This window comes from Streptomyces albidochromogenes, from assembly GCF_005981925.1.
Taxonomy (GTDB): Bacteria; Actinomycetota; Actinomycetes; order Streptomycetales; family Streptomycetaceae; genus Streptomyces; species Streptomyces albidochromogenes.
In genome coordinates this window covers 1-15930 of record NZ_VBVX01000153.1, presented here as the reverse complement: position 1 = coordinate 15930, position 15930 = coordinate 1, and the positions used below count along the sequence as shown (strand labels likewise).

The following is a 15930-nucleotide window of genomic DNA, read 5'->3' as shown; positions in this document are numbered from 1 at the left end:
CCTGGAGGCCACCCGATGACCCCGCCCGGCTCCGCGACCCGCTCCCCGTCCCGTCCGCCGCTGCGCCCCGCCCGGCTGGGCCCGCTCGACGTGCTGCGGCTGAGCCTGTCCGGGCTGCGCGCGAAGCCCTTGCGCGCGGTCCTGTCCGCGGCGGGCATCTCCATCGGCATCGCCGCCATGGTCGCCGTGGTCGGGATCTCGACCTCCAGCCGCGCCGACCTGCGGGCCACCCTCGACACGCTGGGCACCAACCTGCTGCACGCAGAGGCGGGGGAGTCCCTGACCGGCGGGGAGGCGAAGTTCCCGGCCGGGGTGAGCGCGATGGTGCGGCGCGTACCGCCGGTCGACGAGGTGAGCGCCGTCGCCCGGATCGACGCCGAGGTGTACCGCTCCGACCTGATCCCGCGCGAGGAGACCAACGCCCTGGAGGTCTTCGCGGCCCACCCCGACCTGCTGGCCACCCTCGGCGTGCGGACCTCCAGCGGCACCTGGCTGAACCGGGCCACCGCCCAGTACCCGGCCGTCGTCCTCGGCTCCGCCACGGCCCGCAGGCTGGGCGTCGTGCGCGCCCACCCCGATGTCCAGATCGAGATCGGCGGCCACCGGTTCACGGTGATCGGGATCATCGAGCCGGCCGTCCTGGCGCCCGAGCTCAACAGCGCGGCCCTGATCGGCTTCGGCGCCGCCGAGCGGACGCTGGGGTTCGACGGCCACCCCACCGCCGTGTACGTCCGGGCCGAGGAGAACGCCGTGACCGACGTGCGCGACGTCCTCGCCCGTACGGTCAACCCCGGGCAGCCCGACGCGGTGCGGGTCGCCCGGCCGTCCGACGCGCTCGCCGCGAAGCTCGCCGCCGACGAGGCGTTCACCGGGCTGCTGCTGGGCATCGGGGCGGTCGCGCTGCTGGTCGGCGGCATCGGGGTGGCCAACACCATGGTCATCGCGGTGCTGGAGCGGCGCGGCGAGATCGGTCTGCGCCGGGCCCTGGGCGCCACCCGCGGCCAGGTCCGCAACCAGTTCTTCACCGAGTCCCTGGTGCTCTCCGGCCTCGGTGGCGCCGGGGGCGCGGCCCTCGGGCTGCTGATCACCGCCGCGTACGCCGGACACCGCGGCTGGCCGGTCGCGCTGCCCGCGAGCGCGGTGCTGGCGGGAGCGGCGGGCACTCTGGTCATCGGGGCCGTCGCCGGGCTGTACCCGGCGATGCGGGCCGCGCGCATCTCGCCGACCACCGCGCTGGCGACCGGCTGACGGCCACGGCCTGACGGCGCCGCGTCCGCCGCCAGTACCGTGGGGGCATGGTGCGATTGAGAGTGGAGTTCACGACCGAGCCCTTCGACCTCGACGAGGCGCCGGCGCACGCGCTGGCCGCCCGCGAGGTCATCCAGGTGGCCGAGCTGGACGCTGTGGACGTAGGCCCGTTCGGGAACACCGCCGAGGGGGGCGCGGACGCGGTGCTGACGGCGGTCGACGCGCTGCTGCGCAGGTCCCTGGACGCGGGGGCCACCCGGGTCTCGTTGCAGGTCAACGTGATCGGGGAGGGCGAGAAGTGACGGATCTCAGCGGGCCCGAGGACCACCCCCTCGTCACGGCGGTCAAGCCGCTGGTCGACGCCATGGGCGGCGAGATGATGGTGCCGGAGCAGGCGCGGGGCGACGACGTGGTGCTCGCCTGGGAGGGCCGGGACGTGGTCGCCGTACGGCTGCCCCAGCTGTCGGACTCCCTCGACCACATCCTGGCGGCCCTGGAGCGGCGCCACGGGATGCCGCTGGCGGAGCTCGACCGCAAGGAGAAGCAGTCGGTCGTACGGATCCTGGAGGCGCGCGGGGCCTTCTCCGTGCGGCACGGGGTCGAGACGGTGGCGAGCGCCCTGGGGGTCAGCCGCTTCACCGTCTACAACTACCTGAACAGGGAGAACGCCGCGAACGCGGCCAAGAGCGACTAGCCGGCTGTCCAGTACGTGGGCATATTTGATCGATCATTCGCAGAGGCCGCCGCCCGGACAACGGGTCGGCGGCTTTTGCGTTCGCGATATTTCAACAAAGTGTTGACGAGCTGTTCTTGAGGGCGTTAGCTATGCGCAGCCCGTCCAGCACGCCACGGAGGCTCCCGTGACTTCAGGTTCGACGCCGGGCCTCGCCCGGTTCAACACCTCGGCGGACAGCGAGGCCACGGCCACGCTCCACGAGGTGTGCGCCAGCTCGGCGTGGGGGAGCAAAGTGCTCGCCCAGCGCCCGTACGCCACCGCCGAAGCCCTCTTCCTCGCCAGTGACGCCGCCATGGCGGAACTGACCGCGGGGGACCTGGCCGAAGCGATGGCGGGCCACCCGCCGATCGGCCGGCCGAAGCCCGGTGACCCGACCTCCTCCCGCGAACAGCGGGGGATGGCCGGAGCGTCCGAGGAACTGAAAGCCGAGATGCTCGAACTGAACCTGGCCTACCAGGAGAAGTTCGGACATGTCTTTCTGATCTGCGCCACCGGTGCGACCGGTGAACAGATGCGCGACGCGATGCGGGACCGGATCGGCAACACGGCCGAGGCGGAGCGCGAGATCGTGCGCACCGAACTCGGGAAGATCAACCGAATCCGGCTGACTCGTCTCGTAGAAGAGGACTGAGGACTCATGAGTACCGCGACCACCGCTTCGGTGTCCACGCACATCCTGGACACCAGCAGCGGACGCCCCGCCGAGGGCGTCGCCGTCTCGCTCACCGCCCGCAGCGGCGGTGACGCCGAGTGGGTGGCGCTCGGCGGCTCCGCGACCGACGCGGACGGGCGCTGCAAGGACCTGCCGGCCCTGCCGGAAGGCACGACCCACGTACGTCTCGACTTCGAGACCGAGGCGTACTTCTCCAAGAAGCAAGCCGAGGCACAGCAGGACGCCCCCCGCGTAAGGGACAGCGGCGCGTTCTTCCCGGAGGTGGCGATCACGTTCGCCGTCGTGCCGGGCGAACACTTCCACGTACCGCTGCTGCTCAACCCGTTCGGCTACTCCGTATACCGAGGGAGCTAGCACCGACATGCCCACGATTCTCGGCCAGAACCAGTACGGCAAAGCAGAGAACCGCGTCGTCAAGATCACGCGGGACGGCGACACCCACCACATCAAGGACCTGAACGTCTCCGTCGCCCTCTCCGGCGACATGGACGACGTGCACTACTCCGGCTCGAACGCCAACGTCCTGCCGACGGACACCACCAAGAACACGGTGTACGCGTTCGCCAAGGAGTACGGCATCGAGTCCGCCGAGCAGTTCGGCATCCACCTCGCACGCCACTTCGTGACGTCGCAGGAGCCGATCAAGCGCGCGCGGATCCGGATCGAGGAGTACGCCTGGGACCGCATCGCGACCTCGGACAACAACTCCAAGTTCATCGGCTCCGACGAGGTCAACCACTCCTTCGTCCGCAAGGGCCAGGAGCTGCGCACCACGCAGATCACCTTCGACGGTGAGAACTGGGAGGTCCTCTCCGGCCTCAAGGACCTCACGGTCATGAACTCCACCAACTCGGAGTTCTGGGGTTACGTCAAGGACCGGTACACGACGCTCAAGGAGGCGTACGACCGCATCCTGTGCACCGACGTCGCCTCCGTCTGGCGCTACAACTGGACCAGCGACGACGACCGGATGCCCAACTGGGAGAAGTCGTACGCGCAGGCCAAGAAGCACATCCTGCAGGCCTTCGCCGAGACGTACTCCCTCTCGCTCCAGCAGACCCTGTACCAGATGGGTTCGCGCGTGATCAACAGCCGGAGCGAGATCGACGAGATCCGCTTCTCGCTGCCGAACAACCACCACTTCCTGGTCGACCTCGAGCCCTTCGGGCTGAAGAACGACAACGAGGTCTACTTCGCCGCCGACCGCCCGTACGGCCTCATCGAGGCCACCATCCTGCGGGACGGCGTCGAGCCGAAGATCCCGGTCGACATGACCAACCTCTGACGCGGGGCCGGTACGTCCCCCCCCACCCCGAACGCGCGGGGCGGGGGCGTACCGGACCGGAGGGAACATCCCATGGCACAGCCTGCAACGGGGCCGGCGAAAGCAGCAGACGGCCCGTGTTCCGTCCCACCGGCAGCACCGGTCGTCGATCCGGTCGCCGGCCAGGGCGTCCACCCGGTGGACGAGAAGCTCTCCCCCTCGCGGCTCGTCCCCGCCGCGCTCCAGCACATCGCCGCCATGTACGCGGGCGTCGTCACCCCTCCGCTCATCATCGGCCAGGCCGTCGGCCTGGACGCCGCGGGCATGACCCGGCTGATCGCCGCCAGTCTGCTCATCGCCGGTCTCGCCACCCTCCTGCAGACCCTCGGCGCCGGCGGCTTCGCCGGAAACCGGCTGCCGTTCGTCAACGCCGCCTCCTCGGCCGGCATCGCCCCGATGCTCGCCATCGCCGAGACCAGCGCCCCCGGACACCAACTCCCCGCGATCTACGGCGCGGTGATGGTCGCCGGCGTCTTCTGCCTCACCGTCGGGCCCTTCTTCGGCCGGCTGCTCCGCTTCTTCCCGCCCCTGGTCACCGGCGTCGTGATCACCCTGATCGGCGTCACGCTGATGCCCGTGCCCGTCACCTGGGCGCAGGGCGGCGACAAGACCGCCGCAGACTTCGGCGCCATGAGGTACCTGGCCCTGGCCGCCTTCACCCTCGTGGTCGTCCTGCTGATCCAGCGCTTCGGGAAAGGCTTCGTCAAGCAGGTCGCGCTGCTGCTCGGCATGGTGATCGGCACGCTCGCCGCCATCCCGTTCGGCATGGCCGACTTCAGCGCCCTGCGGTCCGCGCCGGTCGCGGCGCTGCCCGCCCCCTTCGCCTTCGGCGCCCCCGAGTTCCAGCCCGCCGCGATCCTCTCGCTGTGCATCGTGATGCTCGTGCTGATGACGGAGTCGTCGGCCGGGATGCTGGCGCTCGGCGAGATCTGCGACCGCAGGACCGACGGGCGCACCCTCACCCGCGGCCTGCGCACCGACGGCATCGCGACCCTGTTCGGTCCGGTCTTCGGCGGCTTCCCGACCAGCGCGTTCGCCCAGAACGTCGGCGTCGTCACGCTCACCCGCGTACGCAGCCGGTACGTCGTCGCCGCCGCCGGCGGAGCGCTCCTGGTCCTCGGCGCCTTCCCGGTGCTCGGCGCGGTCGTCTCCACCGTCCCGATGCCGGTGCTCGGCGGCGCGGGCATCGTCCTCTTCGGCTCGATCGCGGTCAGCGGTATCCGTACGCTCTCCGAGGCCGGACTGGACGACAGCTCCAACATCATCCTCGTGGCGGTCGCGCTCGGCGCGGGCATCATCCCGCTCGCCGCGCCCGCCTTCTACACGGACTTCCCCGCCTGGGCCCAGACCGTGCTCGGCTCCGGAATCAGTGCCGGCGCCCTGGTCGCGGTCCTGCTCAACCTGTTCTTTCACCACCTCGGCACCCGGAGCCACGCGGCTGCGGCACTCAAATCCTCCTAGGGTCCTGCCGTGCCCACATCACTGAGAGAAGGACGCACCATGGCAGCATCGGCAGCCGCGCGCACCATCATCGAGAACTGTGCCATCGCCACCGTCGACGCCAACGACACCGAGTACGCCTCGGGTTACGTCGTGGTCGCCGGCAACCGCATCGAGTCGGTCGGCGCCGGCAAGGCCCCCGAGGGCCTCGACAACGTCGTGCGCCGCATCGACGGCACGGGTCACCTGGTCACGCCCGGTCTGGTCAACACCCACCACCACTTCTACCAGTGGATCACCCGTGGTCTGGCCACCGACCACAACCTCTTCAACTGGCTCGTCGCGCTGTACCCGACCTGGGCGCGCATCGACGAGGCCATGGTGAAGGCGGCGGCGCAGGGCTCGCTGGCCATGATGGCCCGCGGCGGTGTCACCACCGCCATGGACCACCACTACGTCTTCCCCAAGGGCTCGGGCGACCTGTCCGGCGCGGTCATCGGCGCCGCCTCGGACATGGGCGTACGCTTCACCCTCGCCCGCGGCTCCATGGACCGCAGCGAGAAGGACGGCGGCCTGCCGCCGGACTTCGCCGTCGAGACCCTCGAAGGCGCGCTCGCCGCGACCGAGGAGACCGTCAAGAAGCACCACGACGCCTCCTTCGACGCGATGACCCAGGTGGCCGTCGCCCCCTGCTCGCCGTTCTCGGTCTCCACCGAACTCATGAAGCAGGGCGCCGAACTGGCCCGCCGCCTCGGGGTGCGCCTGCACACCCACGGCAGCGAGACGGTCGAGGAGGAGCAGTTCTGCAAGGAACTGTTCGGCATGGGCCCGACCGACTACTTCGAGTCGACCGGATGGCTCGGCAGCGACGTGTGGATGGCCCACTGCGTCCACATGAACGACTCCGACATCGCCGCCTTCGCCCGTACGGGCACGGGCGTCGCCCACTGCCCGTCCTCCAACGCCCGCCTCGCGGCAGGCATCGCCCGCGTCCCGGACATGCTGGCCGCCGGCGTCCCGGTCGGCCTCGGCGTCGACGGCACGGCGTCCAACGAGTCGGGCGAGCTCCACACCGAGCTGCGCAACGCGCTCCTGATCAACCGCCTCGGCGCACACCGCGAGGCGGCGCTCAACGCCCGTCAGGCGCTGCGCCTGGGAACCTACGGCGGCGCCCAGGTGCTCGGCCGCGCGGACCAGATCGGTTCGCTGGAGGCCGGCAAGCTCGCCGACCTGGTGATGTGGAAGATCGACGGCATCGGCCACTCCACCATCGCCGACCCGGTCACCGCGATCGTCTTCGGCGCGGCGGCCCCGGTCACCCTCTCGCTCGTCAACGGCAAGCCCGTCGTCGAGGACAACCGCCTGATCACGGTGGACGAGGACGCCGTGGCCCGCGACGCGCGGGCCGAGGCGCAGCGCCTCGCGCGGATCGTCGCGCAGGGCTGATCAACCCCCCTGGAAGTCCGGCTGAGGGGGACGGCCCTCAGCCGGCGGCCGCGGACCCGAGCGGGGTCCACGGCAGCTGTGCCCGGGGGTGCGCGCCCAAGTGCCCGCACCCCCGGGGACGGTGAACACGAGTCACCGGGCCACGGCCCCGCCGATCCGCACACCCCCCATGCGTCATGCACGTCTGCACCACCTGCTTCAACGCACCACTCCGCACCACCTCCATGACATCCATGCCCACCGCTGGCGTGTAACCGACCGGAGGAACCGCCGTGGCCGCCAAGCCCAGGTTTCGCAAAGCTGCATCCGCCGAATCCGACCCGTCCGTACCCCCGTCCGGACCCGACCCGAAGCACCCGGTCGACGAGAAACTGCCGCCCGGCAAGATGTTCACCAGCGGCCTCCAGCACGTGGCCGCGATGTACGCCGGCGTGGTGGCCCCTCCGATGATCGTCGGCCCCGCAGTGGGCCTCGACGCCACGGAGACGGCCTTCCTCATGGGGGCCAGCCTCTTCACCGCCGGCATAGCCACGCTGCTCCAGACCCTCGGGTTCTGGAAGATCGGCGCCAAGCTCCCCTTCGTCAACGGCGTCTCGTTCGCCGGAGTGACCCCGATGATCGCCATCGGCAAGGGCGAGGGCGACAACGCGATCCCGATCATCTTCGGAGCGATCATCGTCGCGGGGGTGCTGGGCTTCTTCGCGGCTCCGTACTTCTGCAAACTCGTCCGGTTCTTCCCGCCCGTCGTCACCGGCACCGTCATCACCCTGATCGGCGTGTCCCTGCTGCCGGTCGCCTTCAACTGGTCCCAGGGCGGCAACTCCCAGGCCGACGACTACGGTTCGATGACCAACATCGGCATGGCCGCCCTGACCTTCGTGATCGTGCTGGCGCTGCGGAAGCTGCTGCGCGGCTTCCTCCAGCAGATCGCGATCCTCCTCGGCCTCGCGGCGGGCACGCTCATCGCGATCCCGGTGGGCATCACCCACTTCGACGCCATCAAGAACGCCGACCTGGTGGGCTTCCCGACCCCCTTCCACTTCGGCGCCCCGCAGTTCGAGATCGCCGCGATCATCTCCATGTGCATCGTGATGCTGGTGTGCATGACCGAGTCGACCGCCGACATGCTCGCCCTCGGCAAGATCGTGGGCCGCCCGGCCGACGAGAAGACCATCGAGGGCGGCCTGCGCGCCGACACCCTCGGCAGCGCGATCAGCCCCCTGTTCAACGGGTTCATGTGCAGCGCCTTCGCGCAGAACATCGGCCTGGTCGCCATGACGAAGGTCCGCAGCCGGTTCGTCGTCGCCACCGGCGGCGGCATCCTGATCCTGCTCGGCCTGTGCCCGGTCCTGGCCTCCGTGATCGCCCTCGTACCGCTGCCAGTACTCGGCGGCGCCGGAATCGTCCTCTTCGGTACGGTCGCGGCCAGCGGCATCCAGACCCTCGCCACCGCCGCGCTGGAAAAGGGCGAGAACGCCCTGATCGTCGCCGCCGCGCTCGGCATCGGACTCATCCCGATCGCCGCGCCGACCTTCTACCACGCGTTCCCCGAGGACCTCCTGGTGGTGCTCGACTCCGGCATCAGCACCGGCTGCGTGGTCGCCATCGTCCTCAACCTCGCCTTCAACCACCTGGGCGGGAAGGACACCGGGGAGGAGACCCCCACCCATCCCGAGATCCCGGACCAGATCCCGGCCACCGCCCACTAGGCGGCGGTGTGCGGCGCGTACGGCACCCCCTCCGGTGCCGTACGCGCCGCACGCGTCTCACCCCTGGTGCCCGGCCGCCGGCCGCGGCCCCGGGGGCCGCGCCGTCAGCCACCCGGTGGCGAGCAGTTCGGCGGCCAGGCGGCCGGGCGGCGATTCGCGGTCCGAGGGGGGCAGGCCGGAGGCCAGGAGGCCGTCGAGGGCGGCGGCCTGGGGTTCCCCGCACTCGGCCAGCGCCAGGGTCACCGTGTTGAGCAGCACGGCCCCGCCGTACGGCAGGCGGGTGAGGGTCACGTGCGGGGCCAGGCGCAGGACGGCCGGCACCGGCGCCGGGGTCCGGGGCGGGGCGTCGGGTGTCGTCATCGGGTGCCTCGCAGCCATTGGCACATCCACACCAGACGCAGTACCGGCAGGGCGTGGTCCGCCAGTTCGCGCCCGTCGCGCAGGACCGCGAGGACCCGGTCCACGTCCAGTACGCCGAGGCCGGCCAGGGCTCGCTCGCGCTCCAGCCAGGCGTGCAGCCGCCCCCGCTCCCGGTGCAGGTGGGCGAGAGCACCCCGGCGCAGCCAGTGGCCGGCGGGCGCGCGGCACAGGTCGTGCATCCGCCGCCCGCGCAGGGCGCGTTCGAGCGGAAGGTGGTTGTGGAAGACCCCGCGCCGGATGCGTCCCAGCTTCGCGGGGCGCAGTTCGGCCACCGCCGCGATCACCTGCGGGTCCAGCGCGGGCAGGACGGCCCCGCCCGTGCCCCGCTCCTCCAGGCCCGCGACCACCCGGCCCGTCACCGGGTCGAGGAAGTCGAGGTGCCCCTTCCACAGGGCCAGCATCCCGCGCCGGGAGGCGGCCAGCGCCTCCTCTCCCTCCTCGGTCAGCCCGGGCAGCGGGGTTGCGCCGGTCCACCCCGGAGGCCCCGGCAGCCCCGGGGGCCGGCCGTCCGCCGGCTCGCGGTCGTACGCTCCGGGCGGGAACACCGTGTTCCCGCCGAGCAGTCGGCGGGCCTCGGCGAGCCCGCGCAGGGTGGCGTTGACGTGGAACGGTTCGCAGCCCAGCAGGCGCCACCCGCGGTATCCCGTACCGGCCTCCGGCAGCCTGGCCGACACCAGGTCCTTCAGCAGCCCTCCGCTCACCACTGGCAGCCCGCAGCTCTCGCTCAGCCGGTCCATCAGCCGGCGCGGCACCTCCGTGTCGGGCAGCGGCGGCAGGGGCTCGCGTCCGCTGACCGGTTCGTGCGCGAACAGCAGCGCCGGGTCGACCGGGACACGGCGGATCTCCAGGCCCGGCACCGGCGTCGGCACGGCGGGTGCCCCGCCGCCCCGGGCGCCCCCGAAGTCCGCGTGCAGCAGGACGGGCCGGTGCCCCGCCGCCAGCGCGCTGGCGGCGACGAACGCCGAGGCGAGCCCTCCGCTGTAGGCGATGGCGTACTCGCCGTTCAGCCCGTCCAGGGCCCGCCCCACCGCCTCCGCCGGCCCCGTCCCCGGCTCGGCCGGCTCCGGCCGCTGCCGCGTGACGGTGACCCCGGCCGCGTCCACCCGTACGACGGTCCCCACCGCCAGCCGCCGCACGTCCGGCAGCAGCGTGGCGTCGGGCGAGGGAACCGTGCCGTGGACCAGGGCGAGCAACTGGCCCGTGCGGGGCGGCCGGTGGCGGCCGTCCGCGAGGAACGCGCGCAGGTCCTCGCCCCACTCGACGCGCCCGGGACCCACCCGGTAGTAGACCGGCCGGTCGCCCGGGCTGTCCCGGCTCAGCTCGAAGACGCCCGGCGCGGGCCGCCCGGTCCGTACGCCCGGCGGGTCCGTCCAGCCGGCCGGGCCGGCGCAGTCGACGCCGGTGCGCGTCGCCCGCGCGAACCCGGGCGGGGCGGGCGGCCCGGCCGGCGTTCTCCCCCCGGCTCGCGCGGTGGCTCCCGGGCCCGCCTCCGCCTCCGTCCTCGCCTCCGTCTCCGTCCTCGCGTCGGTCATCGGTCCCGCCCCGATCGATGGACCTCTACATAGGTCTCCCGTACCGGCATCGATGTACTCACCACCGCTTCCCCGCACTGCACCCACGCGTAGAAACCCGAGGGCGGCGTGACCGGGACCAGCTCCCGGCCGAGGTGGAACGAGGCCGGGATGCCCATTCGCCGCAGCCCGGCCACCAGGAACAGCGCGTCGTCCACCGGGTCCAGGAACCCCATGGTCAGACGCTGGGCGACCCGCAGCCGCGCGACGGCGGCGGCGGCGTCCCGGGGGCCCGCGACGCGTCGCCGCCGCCCGGCGCGCTCCACCCGCGGCCAGTCGCCGAGTCGGTACGAACCGTCCTCGCCCTTGACGGACTCCACGAACCGGCGCGCCCCGCGCGCCGCTTTCACCAGCAACAAGAAAGGCCCTCCCCGAACTTCCAGCCGAACCAGCCGCTGCAGCACTCCGACGCGCCCCAGCACGTGACTCCGAACGTCTCGCAAGCCGCCGCCACCGCGGTCGGCGCGGCGAACAGGTGCTGCTGCAGGCCCGGACCGGCGAGGCGTGCGGCGAGTGATGTCGTGGTCACGTTGTCCCCTTTCTCCGTGGCGGCGCGGGCATCCGGGCAGCGCGGGGACGCGCCGCCGGTGGAGCTGCCCGTGATCTTGAGCCGTGACAAAAAGTATCGTCACCTGTACTGACCGTCACCGGGCGTGCGGGAGCGGGGCCCCCGGCGCACGGTGCGCCGCTCACGCTCTTGTGGGCGGACCCGTCCGGCTGTAGGCGGCCTCGGCGGCGAGCGCGGCGGACGGGTCGCTTCACCCGGCGGGGACCTCCCGCGGGGTCGCGCCCCCGCGCGGTCGGAGCGACCCGCCGCGGCCTGTAGCGTCGGGGGCATGGAGCACTCTGTGGTGGATGTCGGTGACGTACGTCTGGCCTACCGGACCTGGGGCGACGCGTACGGGGCGCCGGTCGTGCTCCTGCACGCGCTCGGCTCGTCCTCCGCGAGCTGGGAGGAGGCCGGGCAGGCGCTCGGCGAGGAATGGCGGGTCTACGCGATCGACCTGCGCGGGCACGGTGAGAGCGACTGGCCCGACGACTACTCCCTGGAGCTCATGCGGGACGACGTCCTGGGCTTCCTCGACGAACTGGAGCTGGACCGGGTCGGAGTGGTGGGCCACGGCATGGGCGGCGTCGTCGCCCGACTGCTGGCGCAGGACAACTCGGACCGGGTGGAACGGCTCGTCCTGGAGGAGACCCCGCCGCCGTTCCCCGGCGTCACGCGGGCACTGACCGTGCGCCCCGACGAGCCGGTCGACTACGACTGGCCCGTCGCGGCGGCCATCACGGGCCAGCTCGCCGACCCCGACCCGGACTGGGCCGAGGCGCTCGGCGAGATCGTCGCCCCGACCATGATCATCACCGGGGGCCCCGACAGCTCCCTGCCGCAGGACCGGATGCCGGACATGGCCGCGCTCATCCCCGACTGCCGGCTCATCACCATCCCGGCCGGGCACTTCGTGCACGAGGAGCGCCCCCGCCCGTTCGCGCACGAGGTCACCGAGTTCATGACCAGCTGACTCCGGTATGGGCCCCACCCCGTACCGGCTGATCTCCAGGACGCCCGCGCGGGCCGGACGGTCGACGGCGCGCGGAGGCGGGCGGCGCGCGCCGCCCGGTTTCAGCGGTGGTACCAGTCCGTGCTGTCGCTGATGGCGATCGAGACGTACGTCTGGTGGATCGCCACCAGCGATGCCACCAGCCGCGGGTCCCAGTCGCCCCGCACGACCCGGTAGTCGCCCGCCAGGCCGCGGAACGACATCACGGCCCGGCCCGCGCCGTCGCGCCACACGATGCGGCGCGGCGTCGTGACCGGGTCCTGCGCCATGCCGGTGAAGGCGGCGAACAGCAGCGCCACGTTGACCGGCAGAAGCACGGTCCACCACAGCGCCCACCACATCAGGCGGCCGGCCGAGCCGCGCACCGGGGGCGTGCCGGCCTGCTCCACGGTCCAGTGGGAACGGCCGATCCGGAAGATCCGCCCGCGCCGCAGCGCGATGCGGCCGATCGGCGTCCCGTCCGCGTCCAGCACCCGGTACACGAAGCGCGGGCCGCCGAACCCGAAGCCCGTGCCGTGCTCCGTCGTCACCGAGGCGAGGACCTCGCCGCACCGCTCGTCGGCGAACAGCAGGATCTCCCGGGCGCCCGGGAGGTACGCGTTCGGGCCTCCGGCGGCCGTGTTGCGCAGCAGGTACGCCACGGGGCGCGCGCCCTGCTCCGTACCGTCGTCGGCGACCACGCCGACGGGCGCCCCCGGCCCGGGGACGAGGGAGGCGTCGCGGCCACGCCCGGTGTGGCCGCGGGGGTCGAGCATTCTGTACGTGATCGCCATCCGGGCGGCCCCCTATTTCGTGATCCGGTCCGTTCTGGGGCGTCAGCCTAATAGCGGGGTCCGCGCGCACTCTTGCCGGGCGTCGCCCACCGTGGCATACAGGTCTGGACCATTGTCCCCGGATGCCCCGGATGGAGGGTCCGACCGTGCAACGCCCCACCGTACGCACCGGTTCGATCTGTTCTGCCGTCACCCTGCTCACCCTGGCGGGGGTGGCGGTCGTCGGCTGCGCCGTCACCGGGCCGGAACGGGACACCGAGAAACCCTCCCGGCCGGGCGGAGTGACGGCCCAGGCGGGCAGCGCCACCTCGGTGCACGTGATGTGGGACCGGTCCACGGACGACAGGGCCGTCGCCGGGTACGAGGTGTACGAGAACGGTGCCCGGGTCAAGACCGTCACCGGGACCCGCCACATGGTCGACATCGACCGGCTCGCCCCCTCGACGGGGTACACCTTCACCGTCCGCGCGCGGGACGCCGCCGGCAACCTCTCCGCCGCCGGCGCGGCCGCCCCCGTCACGACCCCGGCCCGCACACCGGACGACCGGAAGCCGCCCTCGGCGCCCGCGAAGCTGCGGGGGCGGGTCGAGGGGACCGGCGCCGTGAGCCTGTCCTGGCAGCGGGCCGCCGACGACACGGCCGTCACGTCGTACGACATCTACCAGGAGGACTCCCGCGTCCACAGCGTGCGCGGCGACGCCACCACGGCCCGGGTCACCGGGCTGCGGCACGGGGCCGTCTACACCTTCACCGTCCGGGCCCGGGACGCCGCCGAGAATTCTTCCAAGGACAGCGCCGCCCTCGATCTGACCACCGCGCCCGGGCGCGGCGACGGCCCCTCCACCGCCCCCGGGGACCTGCGGGCCACGGCGCGCACGAAGGCCGGGGTGCGGGGCATCGACGTCGAGTGGACACCGCCGCGGGTCGGCGGCGGGGGAGAGGTGAAGGAGCACCAGCTCTTCCTCAACGGCGAGTTGGCGACGACGATCGTCTGGGGCGCGCAGCCGCCGGCCGGGAGGGCGACGTACCACTTCACGGTCGGCGAGCCGGCCGGCACGCGGTACAGCATCAAGCTGCGCGCGAAGCTGCCGGACGGGAAGTGGGGGGACTTCTCGGCCCAGCGGACCGTCGTGACCCGGTGAGCCGGCGCGGCGCGCTCAGCCCGCCGGCGGCTCGGACTCAGCCGAGGGCGTGAGCGCCGGCCCGCTCAGGGCCAGCAGGCGGTGGTGCTCGCTCTCCGCCACCTGTTCGCCCGAGGAGGGGAGCAGCTGGGGAATGCCGTCGACGATCGGGTAGCGGCGCCGCAGACGCGGGTTGTAGAGGGCGTTCTCCGGTTCGAGAAGCGTCAGCGGGCCCTTGTCGAGGGGGCAGGCCAGGATCTGCAGCAGCGGGTCATCGGGGGTCACGGCTCAACTCCTGGGTGGTGGGCTCTTGCTGGTGTGCGGCGAGAGTCAGCAGGACCCCCACCGCGAGGACGGCTCCGGCCAGGCGCAGGGTCAGGCGCACCGGGTCGTCGGGCAGCGACTCGCCGAAGGCGAAGGTGCCCACGACCGAGGTGTAGAGGCAGGACGTCGTCGTGCAGACCGGGACCACGAGCGAGGCGCGGCAGCGCTGCAGCGCCGTCTGGGACAGCAGCAGGCCCGTCGCTCCCGTGATCAGGAGCAGGTACGGGTAGGGCCCCGTGAGCAGGGTGAGCGCGGCGCCCGCCGGGTCGTCCAGGGTGGCCGGGGTGAGGTGCCCGGAGACGCCCTTGATGGCCAGCGAGCTGACGCCGTAGACGAAGCCGACCGCCACGCCGTAGGCGACGCCGTCGGTGGTCGGCGCGCGGTGGCGGTGCGCGATGCGGCGCTCGGTGGCGGAGTACAGGCTGAGACCGATGGCGAGGGAGAGGGCGCTGATCAGCACGACGAGGGCGAAAGGGGAGCTTCGGCCGACGCTGTCGGCGCTCTGGCGCAGCGAGCCGACCACCATGAGCAGGGCGAGGAGGACGGCGGCCAGCGCGTACCGCTCGCGGGCCGAGGTCCGTTCACCGAGGAAGCGGTTGGAGAAGAGGAGGAGCAGGACCAGCCCCGAGACGAACAGGCCCTGGGCGGCGGCCATCGGGAGCGTCCGGTAGACGACGAGCTGCGCCGCGAAGCCGCCGGCGAGGGCGAGGGAGCCGCCGATCCACAGCGGGCTGCGCAGGAGGTGGCGCAGCAGGTGCGCGGGGCGTCGGACGTTCAGCGCCGGTAACCCGGCCAGGGCGCGCTTCTGCAGGACGAATCCCCCGCTGTACAGGACGTTCGCCAGCAGCGCCGCCGCCACCCCCCACCCCATCGCGCTCAGGCCGCCGCGCGGCGGCGGGCGTGCGCCAGGAGGATCGACGCCGCGCTGGGCGCGGCGGAGCACACCAGCCGGTCCAGGGCGCGCAGCGGGCGGGGGACGCCGTGGAAGGGGGCGCCGGTGATCCGTACGACGTCGAAGCCCGACGCGGTGAGGAACTCGCGCAGCGCGCGGGCCGTGTAGAGGCGCAGGTGGCCGACCACCTCGGTGCCGGGGCGGCCGTGGATCGCGCGCAGGCTCACCTCCGAGAAGACGGGCTGGGTGCCGGCCAGGAGCAGGGCGCGGTTGTACCAGGCGGCGAGGTTGGGGGTGGAGAGCATCAGGTGGCCGCCGGGGGCCAGGACGCGTCTCAGCTCGTCCAGGGCGCTGTCGGGGTCCACCAGGTGCTCGATCACTTCGCTGAAGAGGACCGCGTCCGCCGCCCCCGTGGCGAAGGGCAGTCCGTTGTCGCCCAGTTCGCCGCGTACGACATGGGTGAGGTGCCGCGAGGCCCGGCGCAGCGCGTCCTGGGACCAGTCGACGCCGATGACGCGGTGGTCGCGCAGCAGCGGTGCGGCGGTGGCCGCCGCCGTGCCGTCGCCGCAGCCGATGTCCAGGACGGTCGCCCCCGGCCGGGGCAGGGCGGCGGCGAGGATGCGGGCCTGGCGCAGGGTGCGCGGGGTGCCGGAGGCCACCGGGACGGCCGGGTTCTCGTAGAAGTCCTGGAGGG

19 protein-coding genes are annotated in these 15930 nt (G+C 72.7%); 11 read left to right on the top strand and 8 right to left on the bottom strand.

Translation table 11 applies throughout. The features are described from left to right. Window positions 1-15: 15 nt before the first annotated feature. From E2E34_RS20075 to E2E34_RS20035, 9 genes are all read left to right on the top strand, one after another. Window positions 16-1248 carry an ABC transporter permease gene (locus E2E34_RS20075; protein ID WP_138903305.1) on the top strand — a complete coding sequence of 411 codons (1233 nt, stop codon included), beginning with the start codon at window positions 16-18 and terminating at the stop codon, window positions 1246-1248. A gap of 50 nt (window positions 1249-1298) precedes the next feature. Further along, a complete protein-coding gene (locus E2E34_RS20070; RefSeq protein ID WP_069930333.1) occupies window positions 1299-1550 on the top strand; it encodes a hypothetical protein in 252 nt (83 codons plus the stop codon). 62 nt (window positions 1551-1612) lie between these two features. Beyond that, the gene (locus E2E34_RS20065; RefSeq protein WP_138903307.1) at window positions 1613-1942 is read left to right on the top strand and encodes a helix-turn-helix domain-containing protein; all 330 of its coding nucleotides are present in this window, start codon (window positions 1613-1615) and stop codon (window positions 1940-1942) included. 166 nt (window positions 1943-2108) lie between these two features. Further along, the gene (uraD, locus tag E2E34_RS20060; protein ID WP_138903304.1) at window positions 2109-2615 is read left to right on the top strand and encodes a 2-oxo-4-hydroxy-4-carboxy-5-ureidoimidazoline decarboxylase; all 507 of its coding nucleotides are present in this window, start codon (window positions 2109-2111) and stop codon (window positions 2613-2615) included. A 6-nt stretch (window positions 2616-2621) separates the two neighbouring features. Then, window positions 2622-3011 carry a hydroxyisourate hydrolase gene (gene uraH / locus E2E34_RS20055; protein WP_138903303.1) on the top strand — a complete coding sequence of 130 codons (390 nt, stop codon included), beginning with the start codon at window positions 2622-2624 and terminating at the stop codon, window positions 3009-3011. A gap of 7 nt (window positions 3012-3018) precedes the next feature. Next, a complete protein-coding gene (gene pucL, locus E2E34_RS20050; RefSeq protein WP_138903302.1) occupies window positions 3019-3942 on the top strand; it encodes a factor-independent urate hydroxylase in 924 nt (307 codons plus the stop codon). Window positions 3943-4014: 72 nt separating this feature from the next. Beyond that, on the top strand, window positions 4015-5442 hold the full coding sequence (locus E2E34_RS20045; protein WP_138903301.1) for a nucleobase:cation symporter-2 family protein: 1428 nt from the start codon (window positions 4015-4017) through the stop codon (window positions 5440-5442). A gap of 39 nt (window positions 5443-5481) precedes the next feature. Beyond that, window positions 5482-6867, top strand: coding sequence for an 8-oxoguanine deaminase (locus E2E34_RS20040; protein WP_138903300.1), 1386 nt, complete (start codon window positions 5482-5484; stop codon window positions 6865-6867). A gap of 272 nt (window positions 6868-7139) precedes the next feature. Then, on the top strand, window positions 7140-8576 hold the full coding sequence (locus E2E34_RS20035) for a nucleobase:cation symporter-2 family protein (RefSeq protein ID WP_208765283.1): 1437 nt from the start codon (window positions 7140-7142) through the stop codon (window positions 8574-8576). Window positions 8577-8633: 57 nt separating this feature from the next. On the opposite strand, the gene adfB is transcribed toward E2E34_RS20035, so the two are convergent. Genes adfB through E2E34_RS20015 form a run of 4 tightly spaced genes read right to left on the bottom strand, consistent with a single transcriptional unit; the run spans window position 8634 to window position 11096 of the window. After that, window positions 8634-8954, bottom strand: coding sequence for an actinodefensin-associated protein B (gene adfB, locus E2E34_RS20030; protein ID WP_138903299.1), 321 nt, complete (start codon window positions 8952-8954; stop codon window positions 8634-8636). Beyond that, on the bottom strand, window positions 8933-10528 hold the full coding sequence (locus E2E34_RS20025) for an amino acid adenylation domain-containing protein (protein WP_138903298.1): 1596 nt from the start codon (window positions 10526-10528) through the stop codon (window positions 8933-8935). Before E2E34_RS20025 ends, adfB begins: the two co-directional genes overlap by 22 nt. After that, window positions 10525-10917: a lasso peptide biosynthesis protein gene (locus tag E2E34_RS20020; protein ID WP_244315914.1), complete on the bottom strand. Its 393-nt coding sequence runs from the start codon at window positions 10915-10917 to the stop codon at window positions 10525-10527. Before E2E34_RS20020 ends, E2E34_RS20025 begins: the two co-directional genes overlap by 4 nt. Further along, window positions 10914-11096: a hypothetical protein gene (locus E2E34_RS20015; protein ID WP_138903296.1), complete on the bottom strand. Its 183-nt coding sequence runs from the start codon at window positions 11094-11096 to the stop codon at window positions 10914-10916. The genes E2E34_RS20020 and E2E34_RS20015 overlap by 4 nt, the downstream gene beginning before the upstream one ends. A 307-nt stretch (window positions 11097-11403) precedes the next feature. Here E2E34_RS20015 and E2E34_RS20010 point away from each other — a divergent pair, with 307 nt between their 5' ends. Continuing rightward, window positions 11404-12087, top strand: a complete 684-nt coding sequence (locus E2E34_RS20010; protein ID WP_138903295.1) for an alpha/beta fold hydrolase — start codon at window positions 11404-11406, stop codon at window positions 12085-12087. A gap of 101 nt (window positions 12088-12188) precedes the next feature. On the opposite strand, the gene E2E34_RS20005 is transcribed toward E2E34_RS20010, so the two are convergent. Further along, complete coding sequence (locus E2E34_RS20005) at window positions 12189-12899, bottom strand: hypothetical protein (RefSeq protein WP_138903294.1); 711 nt, start codon at window positions 12897-12899, stop codon at window positions 12189-12191. A 131-nt stretch (window positions 12900-13030) separates the two neighbouring features. On the opposite strand from E2E34_RS20005, the gene E2E34_RS20000 reads away from it, so the two are divergent. After that, window positions 13031-14041, top strand: a complete 1011-nt coding sequence (locus E2E34_RS20000) for a fibronectin type III domain-containing protein (RefSeq protein WP_138903293.1) — start codon at window positions 13031-13033, stop codon at window positions 14039-14041. A 15-nt stretch (window positions 14042-14056) separates the two neighbouring features. On the opposite strand, the gene E2E34_RS19995 is transcribed toward E2E34_RS20000, so the two are convergent. The 3 genes from E2E34_RS19995 to E2E34_RS19985 all read right to left on the bottom strand — a co-directional run. Beyond that, window positions 14057-14305, bottom strand: a complete 249-nt coding sequence (locus tag E2E34_RS19995; protein ID WP_138903292.1) for a Trm112 family protein — start codon at window positions 14303-14305, stop codon at window positions 14057-14059. After that, entirely contained in the window at window positions 14292-15215 is a 924-nt protein-coding gene (locus E2E34_RS19990) for a DMT family transporter (protein ID WP_138903291.1), read from the bottom strand. Before E2E34_RS19990 ends, E2E34_RS19995 begins: the two co-directional genes overlap by 14 nt. A 5-nt stretch (window positions 15216-15220) precedes the next feature. Beyond that, the coding region (locus E2E34_RS19985; RefSeq protein WP_138903290.1) for a class I SAM-dependent methyltransferase at window positions 15221-15930 on the bottom strand (710 nt) is incomplete at its 5' end.

Coding starts and splice junctions, on each gene's coding strand:
- E2E34_RS20040 (WP_138903300.1), top strand. CDS start 5,482: ATGGCAGCATCGGCAGCCGCGCGCACCATCATCGAGAACTGTGCCATC.
- uraH (WP_138903303.1), top strand. CDS start 2,622: ATGAGTACCGCGACCACCGCTTCGGTGTCCACGCACATCCTGGACACC.
- E2E34_RS20000 (WP_138903293.1), top strand. CDS start 13,031: ATGGAGGGTCCGACCGTGCAACGCCCCACCGTACGCACCGGTTCGATC.
- pucL (WP_138903302.1), top strand. CDS start 3,019: ATGCCCACGATTCTCGGCCAGAACCAGTACGGCAAAGCAGAGAACCGC.
- E2E34_RS20045 (WP_138903301.1), top strand. CDS start 4,015: ATGGCACAGCCTGCAACGGGGCCGGCGAAAGCAGCAGACGGCCCGTGT.
- adfB (WP_138903299.1), bottom strand. CDS start 8,954: ATGGCTGCGAGGCACCCGATGACGACACCCGACGCCCCGCCCCGGACC.
- E2E34_RS20075 (WP_138903305.1), top strand. CDS start 16: ATGACCCCGCCCGGCTCCGCGACCCGCTCCCCGTCCCGTCCGCCGCTG.
- E2E34_RS20025 (WP_138903298.1), bottom strand. CDS start 10,528: ATGACCGACGCGAGGACGGAGACGGAGGCGAGGACGGAGGCGGAGGCG.
- E2E34_RS20010 (WP_138903295.1), top strand. CDS start 11,404: ATGGAGCACTCTGTGGTGGATGTCGGTGACGTACGTCTGGCCTACCGG.
- E2E34_RS20005 (WP_138903294.1), bottom strand. CDS start 12,899: ATGGCGATCACGTACAGAATGCTCGACCCCCGCGGCCACACCGGGCGT.
- E2E34_RS19990 (WP_138903291.1), bottom strand. CDS start 15,215: ATGGGGTGGGGGGTGGCGGCGGCGCTGCTGGCGAACGTCCTGTACAGC.
- E2E34_RS20065 (WP_138903307.1), top strand. CDS start 1,613: ATGGGCGGCGAGATGATGGTGCCGGAGCAGGCGCGGGGCGACGACGTG.